The sequence below is a fragment of the Muricoccus harenae genome, assembly GCF_009848505.1.
In the GTDB taxonomy this organism is placed as follows: domain Bacteria; phylum Pseudomonadota; class Alphaproteobacteria; order Acetobacterales; family Acetobacteraceae; genus Roseomonas; species Roseomonas harenae.
Window position 1 is genome coordinate 208,251 of sequence record NZ_WWDL01000001.1, and the last position, 20,691, is coordinate 228,941.

A 20,691-nucleotide genomic window follows, 5' to 3' on the forward strand; every position below is an offset into this window, starting at 1 on the left:
CCTGTGCAGAGCGTCCTTTTCACCCTGCCGAACGTCATCACCCTGGCCCGGCTCTGCGCCGTGCCCGCCGTGGTGTGGCTGGTGATCCAGCACCGGCTGGACATCGCCTTCCTTGTCTTCGTTGGCGCCGGGATATCGGATGCGCTGGATGGCTGGCTGGCCCGGGTGCGCAACGCCCGCTCCGTCATCGGCGCCATGCTGGACCCGGTGGCGGACAAGGCGCTGCTCGTCTCCGTCTATGTCACCCTCGCCTATATCGACGTGCTGCCGGACTGGTTGGCGATCCTGGTGGTCTTCCGGGACCTGCTGATCGTCGGCGGGCTGATCATGCTGTCCTTGATGGGTTCCACCCCGGCCATCCAGCCGCTCCTCGTCTCCAAGCTGAACACGCTGATGCAGATCGCCCTGGCCGGCGTTGCCCTGCTGCTGGCGGGCTTCGGGCTGGATGGCGGCTGGCTGCTGCCGGCGCTGATCACCTGCGTGACACTGACCACTATCGCGTCCGGCGCGGCCTATGTGCGCGATGCCTCGCGCAAACTATCCGCATGAGCCTTCGTTCGGGCGAGCTTCCGCCCCGCCCTCCCGAGCCCGCGCCGATCCGCGCCGCCCTGCCGCCATCCCCCGGCCGTCGCAATGCGACCCGGGCGCAGCGGCTGGGGCTGGTCTTCGGCATGCTGGCGGCGATCATCTTCGCGCTGTGGTTCTTCTCGGCGATCCTGACGCCCTTCGTGCTGGCGATCTGCGTCGCCTATTTCCTCGATCCGGTGGCAACGCGGCTGTCGCGCATAGGCGTGCCGCGCTGGCTGGGCGCTGGGCTGCTGGTGCTGGGGCTGATGGCCCTAGCACTGATCGCGCTGCTGCTGCTCTATCCGCTGCTGATCTCGCAGATCGGCGTGCTGCTGGCGCGGCTGCCGGCCTATGTCACCACCATCGGCAGCATGCTGCAGCAGGCCCTGGCCTCCATCGAGGAGGCGATGGCGCCCCGGGTGCTCGATCCGCGGCTGAAGGACCTCGCGGTCTCACAGGCGGGCTCCATCCTCGTCTGGCTCGGCACCTCGGCCACGCGGCTGATCGGCGGCGGCTATGCGCTGTTCAACGTCTTCACATTCGCGGTGGTGACGCCGATCGTCGGCTTCTACCTGCTGCGCGACTGGCCGCGCCTGATGGCGCGCATCGAATCCTGGCTGCCGCGCCGCAACGCCGCCGTGCTGCGGCAGCTTGCCCATGACACGGACCGGGTGCTCTCCGCCTGGATGCGCGGACAACTCCTCTGCTGCGCACTGCTGGCGGTCTATTACGCCCTGGCGCTTTCGGCTGTTGGGCTGGAGCTTGGCCTGCTGGTCGGGCTGCTGGCGGGCATCTTCACCTTCATCCCCTATGTCGGCTCCATGACCGGCATGGGCACCGCCATCCTGCTCGCCACTGGCCAGTTCGGCAGCTGGCGGGACGTGGCCGTGGTGGTGGGCGTCTTCCTCGTCGGACAAATCGTCGAAGGGTATATCATCTACCCTCGCCTGCTCGGGGACCGGGTGGAGCTGCACGCGGTCTGGGTGATTTTCGCCCTTTTCGCCGGCGGCGTGGCCTTCGGCTTCCTGGGCGTGCTGCTGGCGGTGCCCATCGCCGCGGCGATCGGGGTGCTGGCCCGGTACTGGCTGCGGCGCTATCTCGAAAGCCCCCTCTATCTCGACCCTCCCCGGACCGGGGGCTGATCCGCCATGGCCGCCAGACAGCTTCCCCTGCCGCTGCTTCCGCGCGCGGAGATCGAGATCGACCCGATCCCGGATTCCTCCAATGCCGTGGCACGCACCTGGCTGGGCGATCCCGGCAGCTGGCCGGCGGGTCGGCTGGCGCTGCATGGGCCGGAGGGAAGCGGGAAATCGGCCTTCCTCGGCCAGGCGGCGCGGCGGCTGGGCCTGCGCCGCCTTTCCGGCCCCCTGCTTCGCGGCGTGCCGCAAGGGGCGCCCACCGCGCTGGACGACGCCGATTGCGCGGCGGAGGAAGCCGCCCTGTTCCACCTCATCAATGCCTGCGCCGCCGGTGGCCATCTGTTGCTGATGGCGGGGCGCGAGCCGCCGGCCCGGTGGAAGGTGGCGCTGCCGGACCTCGCCAGCCGGCTGCGGGCCACCGCCGCCGCGCCCCTGGCCCAGCCGACCGATGGGTTGCTGCGCGCCCTGCTGGCCCGGCATTTCGAACGGCGCCAGCTTCGCGTTGAACCCGCCATCCAGGACTGGCTGCTGGCCCGCCTGCCGCGGGAGGCCGCGGTGCTGGCGGAGGTCGCCGCCCGGCTGGACCGCGCCGCCCTGGCGGATGGCGGCGCCGTCACCCGCGCCCGCGCCCGGGTCGCCCTGGCAGGGTTGATCGACGGCAGCGGGGATGGGCTGCCCGAGGGCGCCGGATGGGATGACGGAGCCGGTGACGATTCCGTGGCAAGTGCTTCGTCGGCCTCCGCCTCCATGGGCCGATTGCTGTAACCTCCGCCAATGGACGCCAACTCAGACCCCGCCAAGACCGACACCCCTCGCACGGCCGCGCCCCGTGCCCAGGCACGCCGCGAGCAGGCGCGCCCGTCCGCCAGTCGGCCAGACGCGGGCGGCGAGGCGCCCCCGAAGGAGGTGGCGGCGCCCAAGGACGTGGTGGTCCGAGAAGCACCTGGCCGCGAAGTGCCTGGGCGAGAAGTGGCGACGAAGCAGCCGATCGATGCGTCGCTGCGGGGGGCCGCGCCCGATCCCGTCGTGCCCGCGCCGGCGGAGACGGCGGATTCGCCCCTGAGCGATTCGAGCCGCTTCATCAACCGCGAGCTTTCCTGGCTGGCCTTCAACGAACGCGTGCTGGAGGAAGCCTCGAACCCCGCCCATCCGCTGCTCGAGCGGCTGCGTTTCGTTGCCATCTCCTCGGCGAATCTGGATGAGTTCTACTCGGTCCGCGTGGCCGGGCTGGTGGGGCAAGAGCGCGCGGCCATTGTCGCCGTCTCGCCGGACGGGCTGACGCCGGCGCAGCAGCTCGCCGCCATCCATGAACGCGCGGGGCGCCTCCTGGCGCAGCAGCAGCAGCGCTGGCTCGATCTGCGCGAGCAACTGGCCGAGGCGGGCATCCGCGTCAGCGATCCGTCTGAACTGTCCGAGTCCGACCGGGAGTGGCTGTCCAACTGGTTCATGGAGCGGGTCTTCCCGGTGCTGACGCCGCTGGCGATCGACCCGGCGCATCCCTTCCCCTTCCTGGCCAACCTCGCGCTCTGCCTGATCATGAAGCTGGTGCGGGAGGAGGATGGCGGCACCATGCGCGCCATCCTGCCGCTGCCGCCGCAGCTGGAGCGCTTCATCCGCCTGCCGCCGGGCGGCCCACGCGCGGATGGCACGCGGGAGCCCGTGCGCTTCGTGCTGCTGGAGGAGGTGCTTCTCCTTAACCTCAAGCGCCTGTTTCCCGGCTTCATCCTGGCCGAGCGCGGGCTGTTCCGCCTGATCCGCGACACCGATGTCGAGTTCGAGGAGGAGGCGGAGGACCTGGTGCGCTCCTATGAGAGCGCGCTGAAGCGCCGCCGCCGCGGCCGCGCCATCCGCCTGACCGTTACCGACGACACGCCGGCCGACATGGTGGAGCTGGTGGCGGAGGAGCTGGACGCGCCGCGCGGGGAGATCTTCTCGCTGGAAGGACTGCTGGGCCTTTCGGACCTGAAGCAGCTGATCCTCGACGACCGGCCTGACCTGCTCTTCAAGCCCTACACGCCGCGTTTTCCGGAACGCATCCTCGATTTCGGCGGCGACTGCTTCGCGGCAATCCGCGCGAAGGACATCGTCGTCCACCACCCGTATGAATCCTTCGACGTGGTGGTGCAGTTCCTGCGCCAGGCGGCGCGCGACCCGGCGGTGGTGGCGATCAAGCAGACGCTCTACCGCACCAGCCGCGACAGCCCGATCGCCCGTGCGCTGATCGAGGCAGCCGATGCCGGCAAGTCTGTCGCCGCCATGGTGGAGCTGAAGGCGCGCTTCGACGAGGAGCGCAACATCGCCCTCGCGCGCGAGCTGGAAGCCGCCGGCGTGCAGGTCGTCTATGGCTTCGTGGACCTGAAGACACATGCGAAGGTGTCGCTGGTCGTGCGCCGCGAAGGCGGCGTGCTGCGCTCCTACGCGCATTTCGGCACGGGCAACTATCATCCCGTCACCGCGCGCATCTACACGGACCTGTCCTTCTTCACCGCCGATCCCGGGCTGACGCGCGATGCCGCGCGGTTGTTCAACTACATGACCGGCTATGCGCGGCCGGAGACGATGGAGAGCCTGGCCTTCTCGCCGCTCACCATCCGCCCGGCGCTGATGGGGCTCATCGAGCAGGAGATCATCAACGCGCGGGAGGGACGGCCCAGCGGCATCTGGCTGAAGATGAACTCGCTGGTGGACGAGACACTGATCGACGCGCTCTATCGGGCGAGCCGGGCGGGGGTGAAGGTGGACTGCATCGTGCGCGGCATCTGCTGCCTGCGCCCCGGGGTGGAGGGCCTGTCCGAGAATATCCGGGTGAAGTCCATCGTCGGGCGCTTCCTGGAGCATTCGCGCATCTGCGTCTTCGCCAATGGCCACCGCCTGCCCAGCCGCCGCGCCCGCGTGTTCATCAGCAGTGCGGACTGGATGGCGCGCAACATGGACTGGCGCGTGGAGACGTTGGTGCCGGTGGAGAACCCGACCGTGCATGCGCAGATCCTTGATCAGATCATGGTGGTGAACCTGAAGGACCGCGACCAGTCCTGGGAGCTGTATCCGGACGGCAGCTACCGCCGCATCGAGCCGGGGGCGCATCCGCTCTCGGCGCATGAGTACTTCATGACCAATCCCTCCCTTTCCGGCCGGGGCAGCGCATTGCATCGCGCGCCACGCACGCGCGGCCCGGTGCGCCGCCGGCCGGACCGCGTGGCACAGGACTGAGACGCTTGGATCTGCACAACGAAGCCGAATATGCCCCGCCGCGCGCCCATCCGCAGCGGCTGGGCGTCGTCGATCTCGGCTCCAATTCCGTCCGCCTCGTCGTCTTCGAAGGCCGCTGCCGCAACCCCGTCGCAATCTTCAACGAGAAGGCCGTGCTCGGCCTCGGCCGGGGCCTGCAATCCACCGGCAAGCTCAATGCCGCGGCGGTGGAGGGCGCGCTCACCATCATGGGGCGGTACCTCGCCATTGCGCGCGCCATGGGCGCCGATCCGGTGGAGGTGCTGGCCACGGCCGCCATGCGGGACGCCGCGAACGGCCCCGCCTTCGCCGAGGCGCTGCGCGCCCGGATGCCCGGGGTGCCGCTCCGCATCCTGACCGGCGAGGAGGAGGCGGCGATGTCGGCGGAGGGGGTGCTGCTCGGCGTGCCCGGCGCGGACGGCATTCTCGGCGATATCGGCGGGGGCAGCCTGGAACTGGTCGATCTTTCGGCAGGGCGGCCGACCGAATCCGTCAGCCTGCCGCTCGGCGTCATCCGCCTTGCGGAGCGTTCGGGCAACGATCCGGCGCGCGCGCGGGCCATTGCGGAAGATGCGCTTTCGGCCGTGCCTTGGCTGCGGCGCGGGCTAGGGAGGGACCTCTATCTCGTCGGCGGCGCCTGGCGCGCCCTGGCGAAGATCCACATTGCGCAGACCGGCTATCCGCTCTCCATCGTCCACCACTATGTGTTGCGGAAGGAGGAGGCGCGCGACCTCTGCGCCGCTGTCATCGCCGCCGGGGACCGACCGAACCGCCTGCCCGGCACGCCGGCCAAGCGCGTCGCGGACCTGCCCTATGCGGCCGTAGTGCTGCGCCGCCTGCTGCGCCTGACCGGGGCGCGGCGGGTCGTCTTCTCGGCGAATGGCCTGCGCGAGGGGTGGTACGCCCGGCACCTTCCCGATGTGGTTCGGACGCAGGATTCGCTGATGGCGGCGGGAACCGACCTGGCCGACCGCTTCGGCCGCGATCCCGACATGCCGCGGGCGCTGATGGACTGGACCGCGCCGCTCTTTCCCGGCGAGGTCCCGGCCGAGGCCGCGCTGCGCCGCGCTGCCTGCCAGGTTTCCGACACTGGCAGCCACGACCATCCGGATTATCGCGCCGAGCAGGCTTTCCTGCGCGTGCTGCGCCAGCCCGGCGTGGGGCTGGACCACCATGCGCGCGCCTTCCTCGCCCTCGCCACCGCGCTCCGCTACGACGCGGAGGATCCGGCGCTGCTTGCCCCCGCGCGCGCCCTGCTGGGTACCGCCGCGCAGCAGCGGGCGGAGCGGATCGGGGCGGCGCTGCGCCTGGCCTATACGCTATCGGGCGGCACGCCGGCGCTGCTGGCCGGCACGGCCCTCCGGCTGCGGGGCGGGCAGCTCGTCCTGCGGCTGGTGGAGGGCAGCGGCGTCTTCGCGGGCGAAAGCGTACGGCGCCGCGTGGACAGCCTGGCCACCGCCATGGGGCTGGAGGCCGCGGTGGAACTTACGCCCCAGGCCGCGGCGGGGTAGCGGGCGCCGGCCGCAGCGCTGGTTGCGTGTCGCGGGCTTTCGGGCTGGGGGCGGAAGCCGCCGATTAAAGGGCTGTGACCGCGGCGAGTCTGGCGCCCGGCTGCCGCCCGGTGCAGGTTGCTCCCGGCGCCAGACCTTGGGGGACGTCATCCAGACGCAACGATCCTTGCGCGGCACCCTGCCCATTGCGGGAATCCGGGCACGGCTGTTGCTGCTCGTGCTGGCGACCGTGCTGCCCGTCCTGATCTTCGCCGGGCTGGCCCTCTGGCGTTTCGCCGAGGCGCGGAGCGCCATGGTGGAGCGCAACGTGCTCGCGCGCGCCGAGGGACTGGCGCGGATGGTGGACTCCGAGTTCGAGGCGCTCACCTCCACCCTCCAGGCCATTGCCGCAAGCGGTCCCTTCCAGGCGGGCGACATGGAGGGCGTGCACCGTCACCTCATCGCCATGTCGCGGGAACTGAAAGCCAGACTCTCCCTGCGCGACGCGGAGGGGAATCTTCTCCTGCACAGCGCGATCCCCTTCGGGCAGGCCCATCCGGAGCACGCGGCGCGTCCGGAATGGGCGATCCCGTTGGAGGGGCTTCCGGATGGCCCACGCGTGACGGATCTCGTCCGCAGCATGGTCAGCGGGGTGCCGATCTACGGCATGATCCTGGTGGTCCGGGATGCCGGCGGGCGCCGCATGCTGCTCTCGGCCGCCTTCCCGGCGGCGCGGCTGACGGAGCGGCTGCGGCACGAGGTGCCGGAACCCCATTGGACCACCTTCGTGGTGGACCGGGCCAACCGCATCGTCGCCCGCAGCGCATCGGCCGAGGCGGTGGTGGGGCGCGATGCGGGCCCGCGATTCCGGCATCCGGCGGCCAGCTACTGGCGCGGCACGAATTATGAGGGCCGGCCGGTGGTGGTGGCCCATGCCCCTACCAAGATAGGCTGGACCGTCGGCGCCAGCCTCGCCGCCGAGGTGGTGGACGCGCCGGTCCGTCGCGCCGTCTGGGCCCTCGGGGCGCTGGGCGTGCTGCTGCTGACCTGCGGCATGCTGCTGGCGCTCGTTGCCGGAACCCGCATCTCGCGCGCGACGCGCAGCCTCTCGGAGGCCGCCGCCGCCCTAGGGCAGGGGAAGCCCGTGCCGCCGGTCCAGACCGCGCTGCAGGAGGTGAACGCGGTCGGCGCCGCCCTCTCCCAGGCCGCGGCCATCATCGCGGCGCGCGACGCGGCGCTGCGGGAGCGCGAGGCGCAACTGGCCCAGACCCAGCGCCTGGCGCGGGTGGGCGGCTTCGAGATCACCATCGAGCACCCGCCCGGCGGAAAGCCGCGCTTCCACAACTACCGCTCCCCGGAATACTTGGTGCTGCACGGCCTCGGCCAGGAAGCGGCGGAGGAGCCGCATGGTGCCTGGGAGGACCGCATCCACCCCGATGACCGCGCCCGCACCGCCGCCAACTATGCCGCGGCGGTGGAGGGTGGTGGTTCCGACTATGTTGCGGAATACCGGGTGCTGACACCCTCCGGGGAGACGCGCTGGATCTCCGCCCTGGCCGAGATCGAGCGCGACGCGCAGGGCCGCGCAATCCGGATTCACGGGGTGCATGTGGATGTCTCCGCACTCCGCCGCACCGAGGCCCGGCTGGCCGAGAACCAGGCCGCGCTGGCCGCCGCCGAGGAGCGCCTGCGCCTGGCGCTGGAGGCCGGCGGGCTGATCGCTTTCGACCTCGACGTGGCGACGCGGGAGGGCGTCTTCTCCCCCCGCCACTTCGCCCTGCTCGGCCTGCCCACGCCGCCGGACCTGCGAAGCGACCTGGCCACCTGGCAGCGCATGATGCACCCCCACGACCGGCCGATCACGCCCGAATCCTGGGCGGAGGCCGTGGCGAACGGCAGCACCATTCTGCTGGAGCATCGCCTCCTCACGCCCCAGGGCGAGCGCTGGATCGCCGCCACCGGCCGGGTCCTGGCGCCGTCCCCCTCCTCACCGATGGGCCGCTTCGTCGGCGTCTATGCCGATGTGACGGAGCGCCGCGCCGCGCAGGCGGTGCTGGAGGCGCGGGTGGGCGAGGCCGTGGCCGCCGCCGAGGCCGCCCAGGCGCAGCTGGCCCAGGCCCGCAAGCTGGAGGCGCTGGGCCAACTCACCGGCGGGGTGGCGCATGATTTCAACAACCTCCTGCAGGTGGTGGCCTCCGGCGCCGCACTGCTCGGCCGGCGCCCGGCGCTGTCGGCCGATCCGGGCGCGCGCCGCCTGTTGGATGGCGTGGCGGGGGCCGCCGAGCGGGGGGCTGCACTGACGCGCCGCATGCTCGCCTTCGCACGGCGGCAGGAGCTGCGCATCGGCGCGGTGGACACGGCGGCGCTCATCGCCTCGCTGCATGAGATCCTGGCCCGCAGCCTGGGGCCGGCCACGACGCTGGAGATCGATGCGCCGGAGGGGCTGTGGTGGGTCCAGGCCGACCCAAACCAGCTTGAGCTGGCCTTGCTGAACCTCTGCGTGAATGCGCGCGACGCCATGCCGCCGGAGCGATTCCCCCATGGCGTCGTCCACATCTCCGCCCGCAACGAGCCCGCGCGCCGGGTACCCGTGGCGGATGAGGGCACGAGCGCGAGGGAGATGCCGGCGGGCGACTATCTCGTCATCGCCGTGTCGGACCAGGGGGCTGGGATGGATGCCGAGACGCTGGCCCGCGCCACGGAGCCCTTCTTCACCACCAAGGGGGTGGGACGCGGCACCGGCCTCGGCCTGTCGATGGTGCATGGGCTCTGCGCCCAGTCCGGCGGTGCGCTGCGCCTGATCAGCACTCCGGGCCGGGGAACCACGGCCGAGATCTGGCTGCCGCGCGCCGCGCCTGGGAGCGCCCCCGCCCCTGATCCCATCCCGCAGCCGGCCGCGAGGCGGACCGGGACCGGGCTGGTCGTCCTCCTGGTCGATGACGATCCATTGGTGCTGTCCAGCACCGCCGCCCTGCTTGCGGATCTCGGCCATGCCGCCTGGGAGGCGGGCTCCGCCGCCACTGCCCTGGAGATGCTGCGCAGCGGGCCATTGCCGGACCTGGTGGTGACCGATCATGCGATGCCCGGCATGACCGGGGCGGAACTCGCAGGGCGCATCGCGGCCCTGCATCCGGGACTGCCGGTAATTCTTGCCTCCGGCTATGCCGATCTGGCGGCGGGCGAGGCGCCGGGCGTGCCTCGGCTGGACAAGCCCTTCGGCCGGGACGCCCTGGCCCAGGCGATCGCCTCCGTAATGCCGCCAGGGGAGAGGCAGGAGCAGGGGCGCGGCGCCGGCTGACGCGGCAGGCGGCGCGTTCAATGCACCGTTGGCATGGAACCTTCGCAGACATCACGCCTTGTTGCGGCGCGGCACGCTTGGCCGCATCCGGAAGGGCTGCGATCCCCTTCCATCCCAATCGACGATGCCGGAGCCGGGAACCATGACCGCCGACCACCGTTCCTCGCCGATGCGCCCCATCGCCCTGTACCACCTGAATCCGCTGCTGCTCGGTCCGTTGTCGCGCTGGGCGGCGGAACTGGAGCGGATTGCGGCGCTCGGCTTCGGCGGCGTCTGCATGCCGCCGCCCCTGTCCCCCGGCCGTTCCGGCAACCTGCTGGAGGTGGCGGATCATGACCGCCCGCATCCGATGCTGGAGATGGGCACGGATGGCACCGGGGCGATCGCCACCCTCGCACGCGTCTGCCAGGCCGCGGGGCTGGAGCTGTGGCTGGACCTGCTGCCGCAGCATATGGCGGCGGAGGGCGCGCTGCCCGCCAGCCACCCGGAGTGGTTCCATCAGCCTGGTGCCAGCCTGCCCGACCCGCGCGCTACCGCCGCCCCGCTCGGGTTGGCACGGCTGGACCTGACGGCCGAGGGGCCGCTGGCCTTCTGGGAGGCGCGGCTGCGTGACTGGATGGCGGCGGGGGTGTCCGGCTTCCGCGCCCTCCGCCCGGGCGAGGTGCCGGTTCCCGCCTGGAGGCGGCTGATCGGCGCCGCCGGATCCGGCGCGGGCTTCATTGGCTGGACCACGGGCATGGGCTGGGCCGAAGCAGCCGCGCTGCGCCAGGCGGGCTTCGGCTGGCTGGCCTCCTCCCTGGCCTGGTGGAACGGGCGCGATCCCTGGTTCGCGGCGGAGCGCGAGGCGCTGGGCGCGCCGCTCATCGGCTTCCCCGAGGTGCCCTTCGGCCAGCGCGCGGCGGTGGACGAGGGAGACGAGGCCGCGCGGGCGCGTGCCGCAGGCCTGTCCCTGCATCTGGCCGCGACGCTCTGCGATGCGCTGCTGGTACCACAGGGCTTCGAATACGGCGCCCGCCGCCCATCAGACCCCGCGCAGGACCGGCCGGGCGACTGGGCCTGGCTGCACGGGAATGCGCCCTACGACCTTTCCGGCGAGATCCGGGACGCGACCGCGCTGGTCAAGCGGCTTGCGCCCCTGTCGGGGCAGGCGATGCGGCCGCTGACCGGACCAGGGGGCACGGTGATGGCCATGCTGCGGGCCTCGGAGGATCCGCGCTTCGCGGAATCCGCCACTCTCGTCATCGCCAATCCGGACCGCCACGCCTCCGCCAGCCTGGCGCCCGAGGCGATCCTGCCGGCCATCGGCGGCGGCCCCGGCCCGTTCCTCAACGCCGATGGCACCCAGACGCTGACGCCGGGCGTGCCTGTCCTGCTCTCGCCCGGAGAGGTGCGGGTGATGCAGGCCGGGCGCTCCAGCCCCATTCTCCGCCCCGCCGCCGCCCGCATGCCGCCGGAGCAGGGCGTGGTGATCCCGCGCATCGGCATCGAGGCGGTGACGCCCCTGGTGGAGGGCGGCCGCTTCCCGGCGAAGCGCATCATGGGCGAGGTGGTGACGGTGGAGGCCGATATCGTGGCCGACACCCATGCCACCTTCGGCGTGGCCCTGCTCTGGCGCCCTGTCGATGACAAGGCGTGGCGCGAGGTGCGGATGGAGCCGCTCGGCAATGACCGCTGGACCGCGAGTTTCCCGCTGGAGCGGATGGGCCGCCATGTCTTCGCGGTGGAGGCCTGGCTCGACGTTTTCGAGGGCTATCGCGACGAGCTGTCGAAGAAGCACGCCGCAGGCGTGCCGGTGACGCTGGAGCTGGAGGAGGGGCGGCGGCTGGTGGAGAAGGCCGCCAAGCGCATTGGCGCCACGAAGCGCCCGCTGACCCTGTTGGCGAAGTCGCTGGAGGGGGCGCCGGAATCGGAGCGGCTCGCGGTGCTGATGTCGCCCGAGACGGCGCGGCTGATGGCCCTGGCCGATGACCGCCCGCATCGCGTGCGTCAGAACCCGCCCGGCGGCATCGAGGCCGAGCGCATCGCCGCCCGCTTCGCCTCTTGGTACGAGATCTTCCCGCGCAGCCAGTCGGGCGATCCCGCGCGCCACGGCACGCTGGAGGACGTGATCGGCCAGTTGCCGCGCGTGAAGGCGATGGGCTTTGACGTGCTGTATTTTCCCCCGATCCATCCGATCGGGCGGAAGAACCGCAAGGGGCCGAACAACACGCTGACGCCCGGCCCGGATGATCCCGGCAGCCCCTATGCCATCGGTTCGGACGAGGGCGGGCATGACGCGCTGCACCCCGCGCTGGGCACCATGGCCGATTTCCACCGGTTGCGGGACGCAGCCCATGCGCATGGGCTGGAACTGGCGCTGGACTTCGCCATCCAGTGCTCGCCCGACCATCCCTGGCTGCGCAAGCACCCCGAATGGTTCGACTGGCGGCCCGACGGCACGATCAAATACGCCGAGAACCCGCCGAAGAAATATGAGGACATCGTCAACGTCGACTTCTACGCGCCGGGCGCCAAGCCTTCGCTCTGGGTGGCGCTCTACCAGACGGTGAAGTTCTGGGTGGAGCAGGGGGTGAAAACCTTCCGGGTGGACAACCCGCACACCAAGCCGCTTCCCTTCTGGGAATGGATGATCGGCGAGATCCGCGCCGAGAATCCGGAGGTGCTGTTCCTCTCGGAAGCCTTCACGCGGCCGAAGGTGATGTACCGTCTGGCGAAGTGCGGCTTCAGCCAGTCCTACACCTACTTCACCTGGCGCGAGACGAAGGCGGAGATGGAGGAATACCTGACGGAGCTGTCGACCACTGCGCCACGCGAGTTCTTCCGCCCGCATTTCTTCGTCAACACGCCGGACATCAACCCGCGCCACCTGCAGACCGGCGGGCGGCCGATGCATCTGGCGCGCGCTGCGCTGGCCGCGACGCTTTCGGGCCTCTGGGGCGTCTACCAGGGCTTCGAGCTGTGCGAGGCGACGCCGCTGCCGGGCAAGGAGGAGTATCTCGACAGCGAGAAGTACCAGATCCGCGCCTGGCCGGCCCGCCGGCCCGGCGACATCGTAGACGAGGTGACGCGGCTGAACATGATCCGCCGCGCCAACCCGGCGCTGCAGACGCATCTCGGTGTCACCTTCCTGACCGCCTGGAACGACAACATCCTGTATTTCGAGAAGGCAACGGAGGACCGCTCCAATGTCGTGCTGGTGGCGGTGAGCATGGATCCGTCCCGGGTGCAGGAGGCGGGATTCGAGCTGCCGCTCTGGCGCTGGGGCCTGCCCGACCAAGCCGGGCTGGATGCCGAGGACCTGATGCGCGGCCACCGCTTCGCCTTCCACGGGAAGGGGCAGCACATGCGCCTGGACCCGGCCGACCTTCCCTTCGCCATCTGGCGCGTCCGCCCCTTCGGCGCCTGACACAGTAAGAGATCGACATGCCCGACGACGCTGCCCTGCCGATGCACGAGCCTGATCCCCGCGACCCGCAATGGTACCGGGATGCGGTGATCTACCAGCTGCATGTGAAGTCCTTCTTCGACGCCAATGACGACGGGGTTGGCGACTTTCCCGGGCTGATGGCGAAGTTGGACTACATCGCGGAGTTGGGCGTCGACACGCTATGGCTGCTGCCCTTCTACCCGAGTCCGCGGCGCGACGACGGATACGACATTTCCGAATATACCGGCGTGCATCCCGATTACGGCACGGTGGAGGATGCGCAGCGCTTCATCGAGGAAGCGCATCGGCGTGGCCTGCGGGTGATCACCGAGCTGGTCATCAACCACACAAGCGACCAGCACCCCTGGTTCCAGGCTGCGCGCAACGCGCCCAAGGGGTCGCCGGAGCGCGACTTCTACGTCTGGTCCGACACCGACCAGATCTACCAGGGCACGCGCATCATCTTCCTGGACACCGAGAAGTCGAACTGGACCTGGGATCCGGTGGCCGGCCAGTATTTCTGGCACCGCTTTTTCTCGCATCAGCCCGACCTGAACTTCGACAATCCGGAGGTGGTGGATCGGATTCTGGGTGTGATGCGCTTCTGGCTGGATGCCGGGGTGGACGGGCTGCGGCTGGATGCCGTGCCCTATCTGATCGAGCGCGACGGCACCAACAACGAGAACCTGTCCGAGACGCATGACGTCCTGAAGCTGATCCGCGCGGAGCTGGAGAAGGGGTATGCCGGCGCGGGCAAGATGCTGCTGGCCGAGGCCAATATGTGGCCCGAGGATACGCAGCAGTATTTCGGGGAGGGCGATGAATGCCACATGGCGTTCCACTTCCCGCTGATGCCGCGCATGTACATGGCGATCGCGCAGGAAGACCGCTTCCCGATCACCGACATCCTGCGCCAGACGCCCGACATCCCCGACGGCTGCCAATGGGCGATCTTCCTGCGCAACCATGATGAGCTGACGCTCGAGATGGTCACCGATCGGGAGCGGGACTATCTCTGGAACACCTATGCCGCCGACCGCCGCGCGCGCATCAATCTCGGCATCCGCCGCCGCCTCGCGCCGCTGCTGGAGCGCGACCGGCGCCGCATCGAGCTGATGAACGGGCTGCTGATGTCCATGCCCGGCACGCCCGTGATCTATTACGGCGACGAGATCGGCATGGGCGACAACATCTATCTCGGCGACCGCGACGGGGTTCGCACGCCGATGCAGTGGTCGCCCGACCGCAACGGCGGCTTCTCCCGAGCTGATCCGGCGGGGCTGGTGCTGCCGACCATCCAGGACCCGCTCTACGGCTTCCAGGCCGTGAATGTGGAGGCGCAGGCGCGGGACGCGCATTCGCTGCTCAACTGGATGCGGCGCATGCTGGCCACCCGCAAGCGCAGCCAGGCCTTCGGGCGCGGCTCCATGCGGCTGCTCTATCCCGGTAACCGCAAGGTGCTGGCTTATCTGCGTGAGATGGACGGGGAGGCGATCCTCTGCGTCTTCAATCTCTCCCGCTCGGCGCAGGCGGTGGAGCTGGACCTGTCGCAACATGAGGGCCGCGTGCCGGTCGAGATGCTGGGCGGCACGGCCTTCCCGGCGATCGGGCAATTAACCTATCTGCTGACGCTGCCGCCCTATGGCTTCTACTGGTTCGTCCTCGCAACCGAACAGGCGCTTCCGCCCTGGCATGTGAAGGCACCCGAACCCTTGCCCGACCTCCGCACCATTGTCTTCCCCACCACGGCCAGTGCCATGGGACCTGCGCAGCGCGCCGAGATCGAACGTGAGGTGCTGCCGGCCTGGCTACCCAAGCGCCGTTGGTTCGCGGCCAAGGACGAGGCGCTGCAATCCGCGCATCTGCGCGCCGTCGCTCCTGTTCCGGAGGCCAGGTATCAGCTGCTGGCGGAGATCGAGGTGACGCTGCCCGGCCGCACGGAGCGTTACGCCGTGCCGCTGGCGGCGATGGAGGAGGATGAGACTGTTGGGCCCCTGGCCTATCAGCTCGCCCTCTCGCGCGTGCGCCAGGGGCGGCGCGTCGGCTACCTGACCGATGCCTTCGCCTCCGACCACTTCGTGCACCGCGTGCTCGCCGCCCTGCGCGCAGGGGCTGTGGCGCAGACGGAGGACGGCCCCGTCCGCTTCATCGGCAGCGAGCGCCTCGGCGCCCTGGAGCTGGGCGAGGAGCCGGAGGTGCGCCGCCTGCCGGGCGAGCAGTCCAACTCCTCCATCATCGTCGGCGAGCAGGCGGTGCTGAAGATCCTGCGCAAGCTCGTCAACGGTATCCATCCGGAGGCCGAGATGACGCGCCACCTGACGGAGGCCGGCTTCCAGAACATCGCGCCCCTGCTGGGCGAAGTGGTCCGCACCGGCCCCGACGGCGTGCCCGTCACGCTGATGCTGCTGCAGGGCTTCGTCCGCAACCAGGGCGATGGCTGGGGCTGGACGCTGGACTGGCTCTCCCGCGCCGCCGACCAGACCGATGACGAGCATGCCGACGCGCTCTCCGGCTACTTTGCCTTCATCGCGGCGCTCGGGCGGCGCCTGGCCGAGCTGCATGCCGTGCTAGCGGCACCGAGCGAGGATCCCGCCTTCGCGCCCGAGGTGGCGGGGGAGGACACCCGCACCGCCTGGGCCGATGGCGCGATCGCGCAGCTCGATCCTGCGCTGGACCTGCTGGAGAAGGCGGAGTTGGGCGAGGAGGAGCGCGCCCTGGCGGATGTGCTTCTCGGCCATCGCTATGCGCTGAAGCAGGCCGTACGGCGGCTCGCGCAATCCGCCGATGGCGCGCTGATGACGCGCGTGCATGGCGACTTCCATCTGGGTCAGGTGCTGGTGGCGCAGGGCGATGCCGTGATCGTGGACTTCGAGGGCGAGCCGGCACGCACGCTGGAGGAGCGCCGCGCCAAGGGCAGCCCGCTGCGCGACGTGGCCGGCCTGCTCCGCAGCCTCGACTATGCCGCGGCCGCCGCGGCCAGCTCCCTCAGCACCGCCCCGGCGGAACGGCGCGATGCGCTGCTGGCGCGCTTCCGCGAGGAGGCGGGCGCGGCCTTCAGCGAGGCCTATCGGGAGGTGGAGGCAGCGGCCCCCGTGCCCTGGGCCCCGGCCGAGACGCGCGACGCGTTGCTCGACCTCTTCCTGCTGGAAAAGGCCGCCTATGAGCTACGCTACGAGGCGGCGAACCGCCCCGCCTGGCTCTCCATCCCGCTGCGCGGCCTCGCCGCGTTGGCCGATCGACTGGTGAATCCATGAGCGACGCCCCCTTCGACGCTGCCCTGGACGCCATCGCCGAGGGCCGCCATGGCGATCCCTTCGCCGTGCTTGGCCGGCATGAAGGTATCCTCCGGACCTTCCAGCCCGGCGCTCTGGCTGTGGAGGCAGTGCCGCGCGGCGGCACGCCGGTGCCGCTGCGGCAGGTGCACCAGAATGGCCTGTTCGAGGGGGAGTTGCCTCCCGGCCCCTATACGCTGCGGATCACCTGGCTCGGCGGCGTGCAGGAGACGGAGGACCCCTATTCCTTCGGCCTGCTGCTGGGGGAACTGGACCTCTACCTCTTCGGCGAAGGGCGACACCGGGAGATGGGCCGCGTCTTCGGTGCCCATGCCATGGTGGTGGATGGCGTCGCCGGCGTGCGCTTCGCCGTCTGGGCGCCGAATGCGCGGCGCGTTTCCGTGGTGGGCGAGTTCAACTCCTGGGACGGGCGTCGCCACCCGATGCGGCTGCGCGGAAGCACGGGTGTGTGGGAGATATTCGTCCCGCGCATCAGCCCGGGAACGCGGTACAAATACGAAATCCTGGGCGCGCATGGCGGGGTGCTGCCGCTGAAGGCCGATCCGGTCGCCTGGGCCTCGGAGCTGGCGCCCGGCACCGCCTCCATCGTGGCCCAGCCCACGGCGTATCCGTGGAATGACGCCGGTTGGATGGACCGCCGCGCTGCGCTGCAGGACACCAACGCGCCGATCGCGATCTACGAGGTGCATCCGGGCTCCTGGTGGCGGGCGGAGAATGGCCAGGCGCCTGATTGGGACGGGCTTGCGGCGCGGCTGATCCCCTATGTCACCGGCATGGGCTTTACCCATGTCGAGCTCCTGCCGATCATGGAGCATCCCTTCGGCGGCTCCTGGGGCTACCAGCCGCTCGGGCTTTTCGCCCCCACCGCACGTTTCGGCACGCCGGAAGGTTTTTCCCGCTTCGTGGACCACTGCCATGAGGCCGGGATCGGCGTGATCCTGGATTGGGTGCCGGCGCATTTCCCGTCCGACGCATATGGCCTTGCCCAGTTCGACGGCACGGCGCTCTACGAGCATGCCGATCCGCGGGAGGGATTCCACAAGGATTGGAACACGCTGATCTACAACTTCGGCCGGACCGAGGTGCGCGGGTTCCTGATCGCCTCCGCGCTGCACTGGCTGGAGCATTATCACGTCGACGGGCTGCGCGTAGATGCGGTGGCGTCCATGCTCTACCGCGACTACTCCCGCAACCACGGCGAATGGGTGCCCAATATCCATGGCGGGCGCGAGAACCTGGAGGCGGTGACCTTCCTGAAGGAGCTGAACGAGGCGGTGCGGGCGCGCTGCCCCGGCGCCATCATGGTGGCGGAGGAAAGCACCGCCTGGCCCGGCGTCTCCAAGCCTGTTTCCGAAGGCGGGCTGGGCTTCCACTACAAGTGGAACATGGGCTGGATGCACGACACCCTGCACTACATGCAGGAGGATCCGATCAATCGGCGCTGGCACCACGGCCAGATGACCTTCGGCCTTGTCTACGCCTTCTCCGAGCATTTCATGCTGCCGCTTTCCCATGACGAGGTGGTGCACGGGAAGGGCTCGCTGCTCGGCAAGATGCCGGGCGATGCTTGGCAGAAGCGGGCGAATCTGCGGGCCTATCTCGCCTTCATGTGGACCCATCCGGGCAAGAAGCTGCTCTTCATGGGCATTGAGCTGGGGCAGCCCACCGAGTGGAACCATGATTCACAGTTGCCCTGGCACTTGCTGGACGATCCAGGACATCGGGGCATGCAGGCCTTGGTGCGGGACCTGAACCACGCCTATCGAGAACACCCCGCCCTGCATGTGAAGGATGCCGATCCCTCCGGCTTCGCCTGGGTGGTGGGGGATGACGCGGGCAACAGCGTCTATGCCTTCCTGCGAATGGGAGCGGATGGCACCCCGCCGGCGCTGGTGATCTGCAACCTCACCCCGGTTCCGCGGGAGGACTATCGGGTCGGCGTGCCCTTCGGGGGATGGTGGAAGGAAATTTTCAACAGCGATGCAGTCGAGTATGGCGGTTCCGGCGTTGGGAACGGCGGTGGCGTGGAAGCACAGATCGAGGGTTCGCACGGGCAGCCGGCATCGCTCATCCTGACCCTGCCGCCGCTGGCGACGCTTATCTTTTCCCCGTAAGGACCATCATACCCGATGCCGACTGCGCCAGCCCGACTCGAAACCGGGAAGCCCTATCCGTTGGGCGCTACCTGGGACGGGTTGGGGGTGAATTTCGCTGTTTTCTCCGCCCATGCCGAGCGGATCGAGATTTGCCTCTTCAATGCCAATGGCCGGCGCGAGATTGCCCGCTACGACCTGCCGGAATGCACGGATGAGGTATGGCACGGCTACCTGCCCGATGCCGGCCCCGGAACCGTCTATGGCTACCGCGCGCACGGCCCGTACGAGCCCACGAAGGGGCATCGCTTCAACCCGACCAAGCTGCTGCTCGATCCCTATGCAAAGCAGCTGGTGGGTAACGTCACCTGGTCGGACGCGCTGTTCGGCTATCGCGTGGGCAACCAGCGCGCCGACCTAACCATGGATCGCCGCGACAGCGCCGCCGCCATGCCTAAGGCGCTGGTGGTGGATGACCGCGTCTTCCAATGGGGCGGCGACCGGCGTCCGGAGCGGCCCTGGGGCGACACGATCATCTACGAGGCGCATCTGAAGGGCCTCACGAAGCAACACGAGGAAGTCCCCGGTCCCATCCGCGGCACCTTCCAGGCGCTGGGCCATCCCGCCGTGATCGATCACCTGCTGAAGATCGGCGTGACGGCGGTGGAGCTGCTGCCCATCCATGCCTTCCTGCAGGACCGCTTCCTCGTCGAGAAGGGCCTGACCAACTACTGGGGCTACTCCACCCTTTCCTTCTTCGCGCCCGAGCCGTCCTACCTCGCGACCAACAGCTTGAACGAGGTGCGCGCCGCGGTGCGGCGCCTGCACGATGCCGGGATAGAGGTCATCCTGGACGTGGTGTACAACCACACCTGCGAAGGATCGGAGATGGGCCCGACCCTCTCCTGGCGCGGCCTAGACCACGCCTCCTACTATCGTCTCGTCCAGGACAATCCGCGGCACTGCATCAACGACACGGGCACCGGCAACACGGTGAACATGTCGCATCCGCGGGTAATCCAGATGGTCATGGACAGCCTGCGCTACTACGTGGAGCAGTTCCATGTGGACGGCTTCCGCTTCGACCTGGGCAGCGTCCTCGGCCGCGAGACGACGGGCTTCGATCCGGGATCGGGCTTCTTCGACGCGCTGCGGCAGGACCCGGTCCTGTCCCGAACGAAGCTCATCTCCGAACCCTGGGACATTGGCCCCGGCGGCTACCAGCTCGGCAACCATCCGCCGGGCTTCGCCGAGTGGAACGACAAGTTCCGCGATGGCGTGCGGCGCTTCTGGAAGGGTGACGAAGGGCTTCGCCCCGATCTCGCCGCCCGCCTCACGGGCTCGGCCGAGCTGTTCGACCGGCGCCGGCGCCAGCCCTGGGCGAGCGTGAACTACATCGCCTCCCATGACGGCAGCACGCTGCAGGACATCGTTTCCTACAACGAGCGCCATAACGAGGCGAATGGCGAGGACAATCGCGACGGACACGGCGAGAATTACAGCTACAACTGGGGTGTCGAAGGTGAGACGGATGACGAGGAGATCATCGACATCCGCGAGCGGCTGAAGCGCGCCATGCTCGCCACCGTCTTCTTCTCCGCGGGCACGCCCATGCTGCTGTCGGGCGATGAGATGAACCGCACCCAGCTTGGCAACAACAATGCCTATTGCCAGGACAACGAGATTTCCTGGGTGGACTGGAAGCGGGCTCAGTCGGAATCCGCGCAAACGCTGATCCGCTTTACCGGCCGCCTGGCGCGGCTGCGCCACCGGCTTTGCCCGCTGCGCCCGCCGCGCTTCCCGCATGGCCGGTCGGAGCCGGTGCCGGGCATCTCGGACACCCAGTGGTTCGGCCAGGACGGCGAGCCGCTGACGCCTGACGCCTGGGGCGATCCCGTGGCCAAGACCTTCGCCATGCTGCGCGCGGACAACGCCGCGGAAGGCGGCGCCGATACGGTGCTGCTTCTTATCAACGCCGATAGCGCCGACCAAACCTTCGTCCTGCCGGGCGTTACCCGGAACTGGACCATCCTGCTCGACAGCGCCGATCCGGATGCGGATGAGCGCATGCTGGATGAAGGCGAGGATACGGTGCAGGTGGGTTCCCGCTCCGTCGTGCTCCTCTGGAGCCGATTGGACCAGGCATGAGCACGGAA

At 69.7% G+C, this 20,691-nt stretch carries 10 protein-coding genes; all 10 read left to right on the forward strand.

The features are described 5' to 3' along the window. Nucleotides 1-3: 3 nt before the first annotated feature. A complete protein-coding gene (locus GSE44_RS00970) occupies nucleotides 4-549 on the forward strand; it encodes a CDP-alcohol phosphatidyltransferase family protein (RefSeq protein ID WP_235924477.1) in 546 nt (181 codons plus the stop codon). Then, nucleotides 546-1,709: an AI-2E family transporter gene (locus GSE44_RS00975; RefSeq protein WP_235924478.1), complete on the forward strand. Its 1,164-nt coding sequence runs from the start codon at nucleotides 546-548 to the stop codon at nucleotides 1,707-1,709. The genes GSE44_RS00970 and GSE44_RS00975 overlap by 4 nt, the downstream gene beginning before the upstream one ends. A 6-nt stretch (nucleotides 1,710-1,715) precedes the next feature. Beyond that, complete coding sequence (locus GSE44_RS00980; protein ID WP_159346367.1) at nucleotides 1,716-2,471, forward strand: P-loop NTPase family protein; 756 nt, start codon at nucleotides 1,716-1,718, stop codon at nucleotides 2,469-2,471. Nucleotides 2,472-2,480: 9 nt separating this feature from the next. Further along, nucleotides 2,481-4,916, forward strand: a complete 2,436-nt coding sequence (locus GSE44_RS00985) for an RNA degradosome polyphosphate kinase (RefSeq protein WP_235924479.1) — start codon at nucleotides 2,481-2,483, stop codon at nucleotides 4,914-4,916. A 5-nt stretch (nucleotides 4,917-4,921) separates the two neighbouring features. Then, nucleotides 4,922-6,445, forward strand: coding sequence for a Ppx/GppA family phosphatase (locus GSE44_RS00990; protein WP_235924480.1), 1,524 nt, complete (start codon nucleotides 4,922-4,924; stop codon nucleotides 6,443-6,445). A 166-nt stretch (nucleotides 6,446-6,611) separates the two neighbouring features. Beyond that, entirely contained in the window at nucleotides 6,612-9,722 is a 3,111-nt protein-coding gene (locus tag GSE44_RS00995; protein WP_159346370.1) for a PAS domain-containing protein, read from the forward strand. 142 nt (nucleotides 9,723-9,864) lie between these two features. Continuing rightward, on the forward strand, nucleotides 9,865-13,128 hold the full coding sequence (locus GSE44_RS01000) for a maltotransferase domain-containing protein (RefSeq protein ID WP_235924481.1): 3,264 nt from the start codon (nucleotides 9,865-9,867) through the stop codon (nucleotides 13,126-13,128). A 17-nt stretch (nucleotides 13,129-13,145) separates the two neighbouring features. Further along, nucleotides 13,146-16,403, forward strand: a complete 3,258-nt coding sequence (gene treS, locus GSE44_RS01005; protein ID WP_159346374.1) for a maltose alpha-D-glucosyltransferase — start codon at nucleotides 13,146-13,148, stop codon at nucleotides 16,401-16,403. After that, nucleotides 16,400-18,556: a 1,4-alpha-glucan branching protein GlgB gene (glgB, locus tag GSE44_RS01010; RefSeq protein ID WP_159346376.1), complete on the forward strand. Its 2,157-nt coding sequence runs from the start codon at nucleotides 16,400-16,402 to the stop codon at nucleotides 18,554-18,556. Before treS ends, glgB begins: the two co-directional genes overlap by 4 nt. Nucleotides 18,557-18,571: 15 nt before the next feature. Continuing rightward, nucleotides 18,572-20,683 carry a glycogen debranching protein GlgX gene (gene glgX / locus GSE44_RS01015; protein WP_159346378.1) on the forward strand — a complete coding sequence of 704 codons (2,112 nt, stop codon included), beginning with the start codon at nucleotides 18,572-18,574 and terminating at the stop codon, nucleotides 20,681-20,683. Nucleotides 20,684-20,691: the final 8 nt, after the last annotated feature.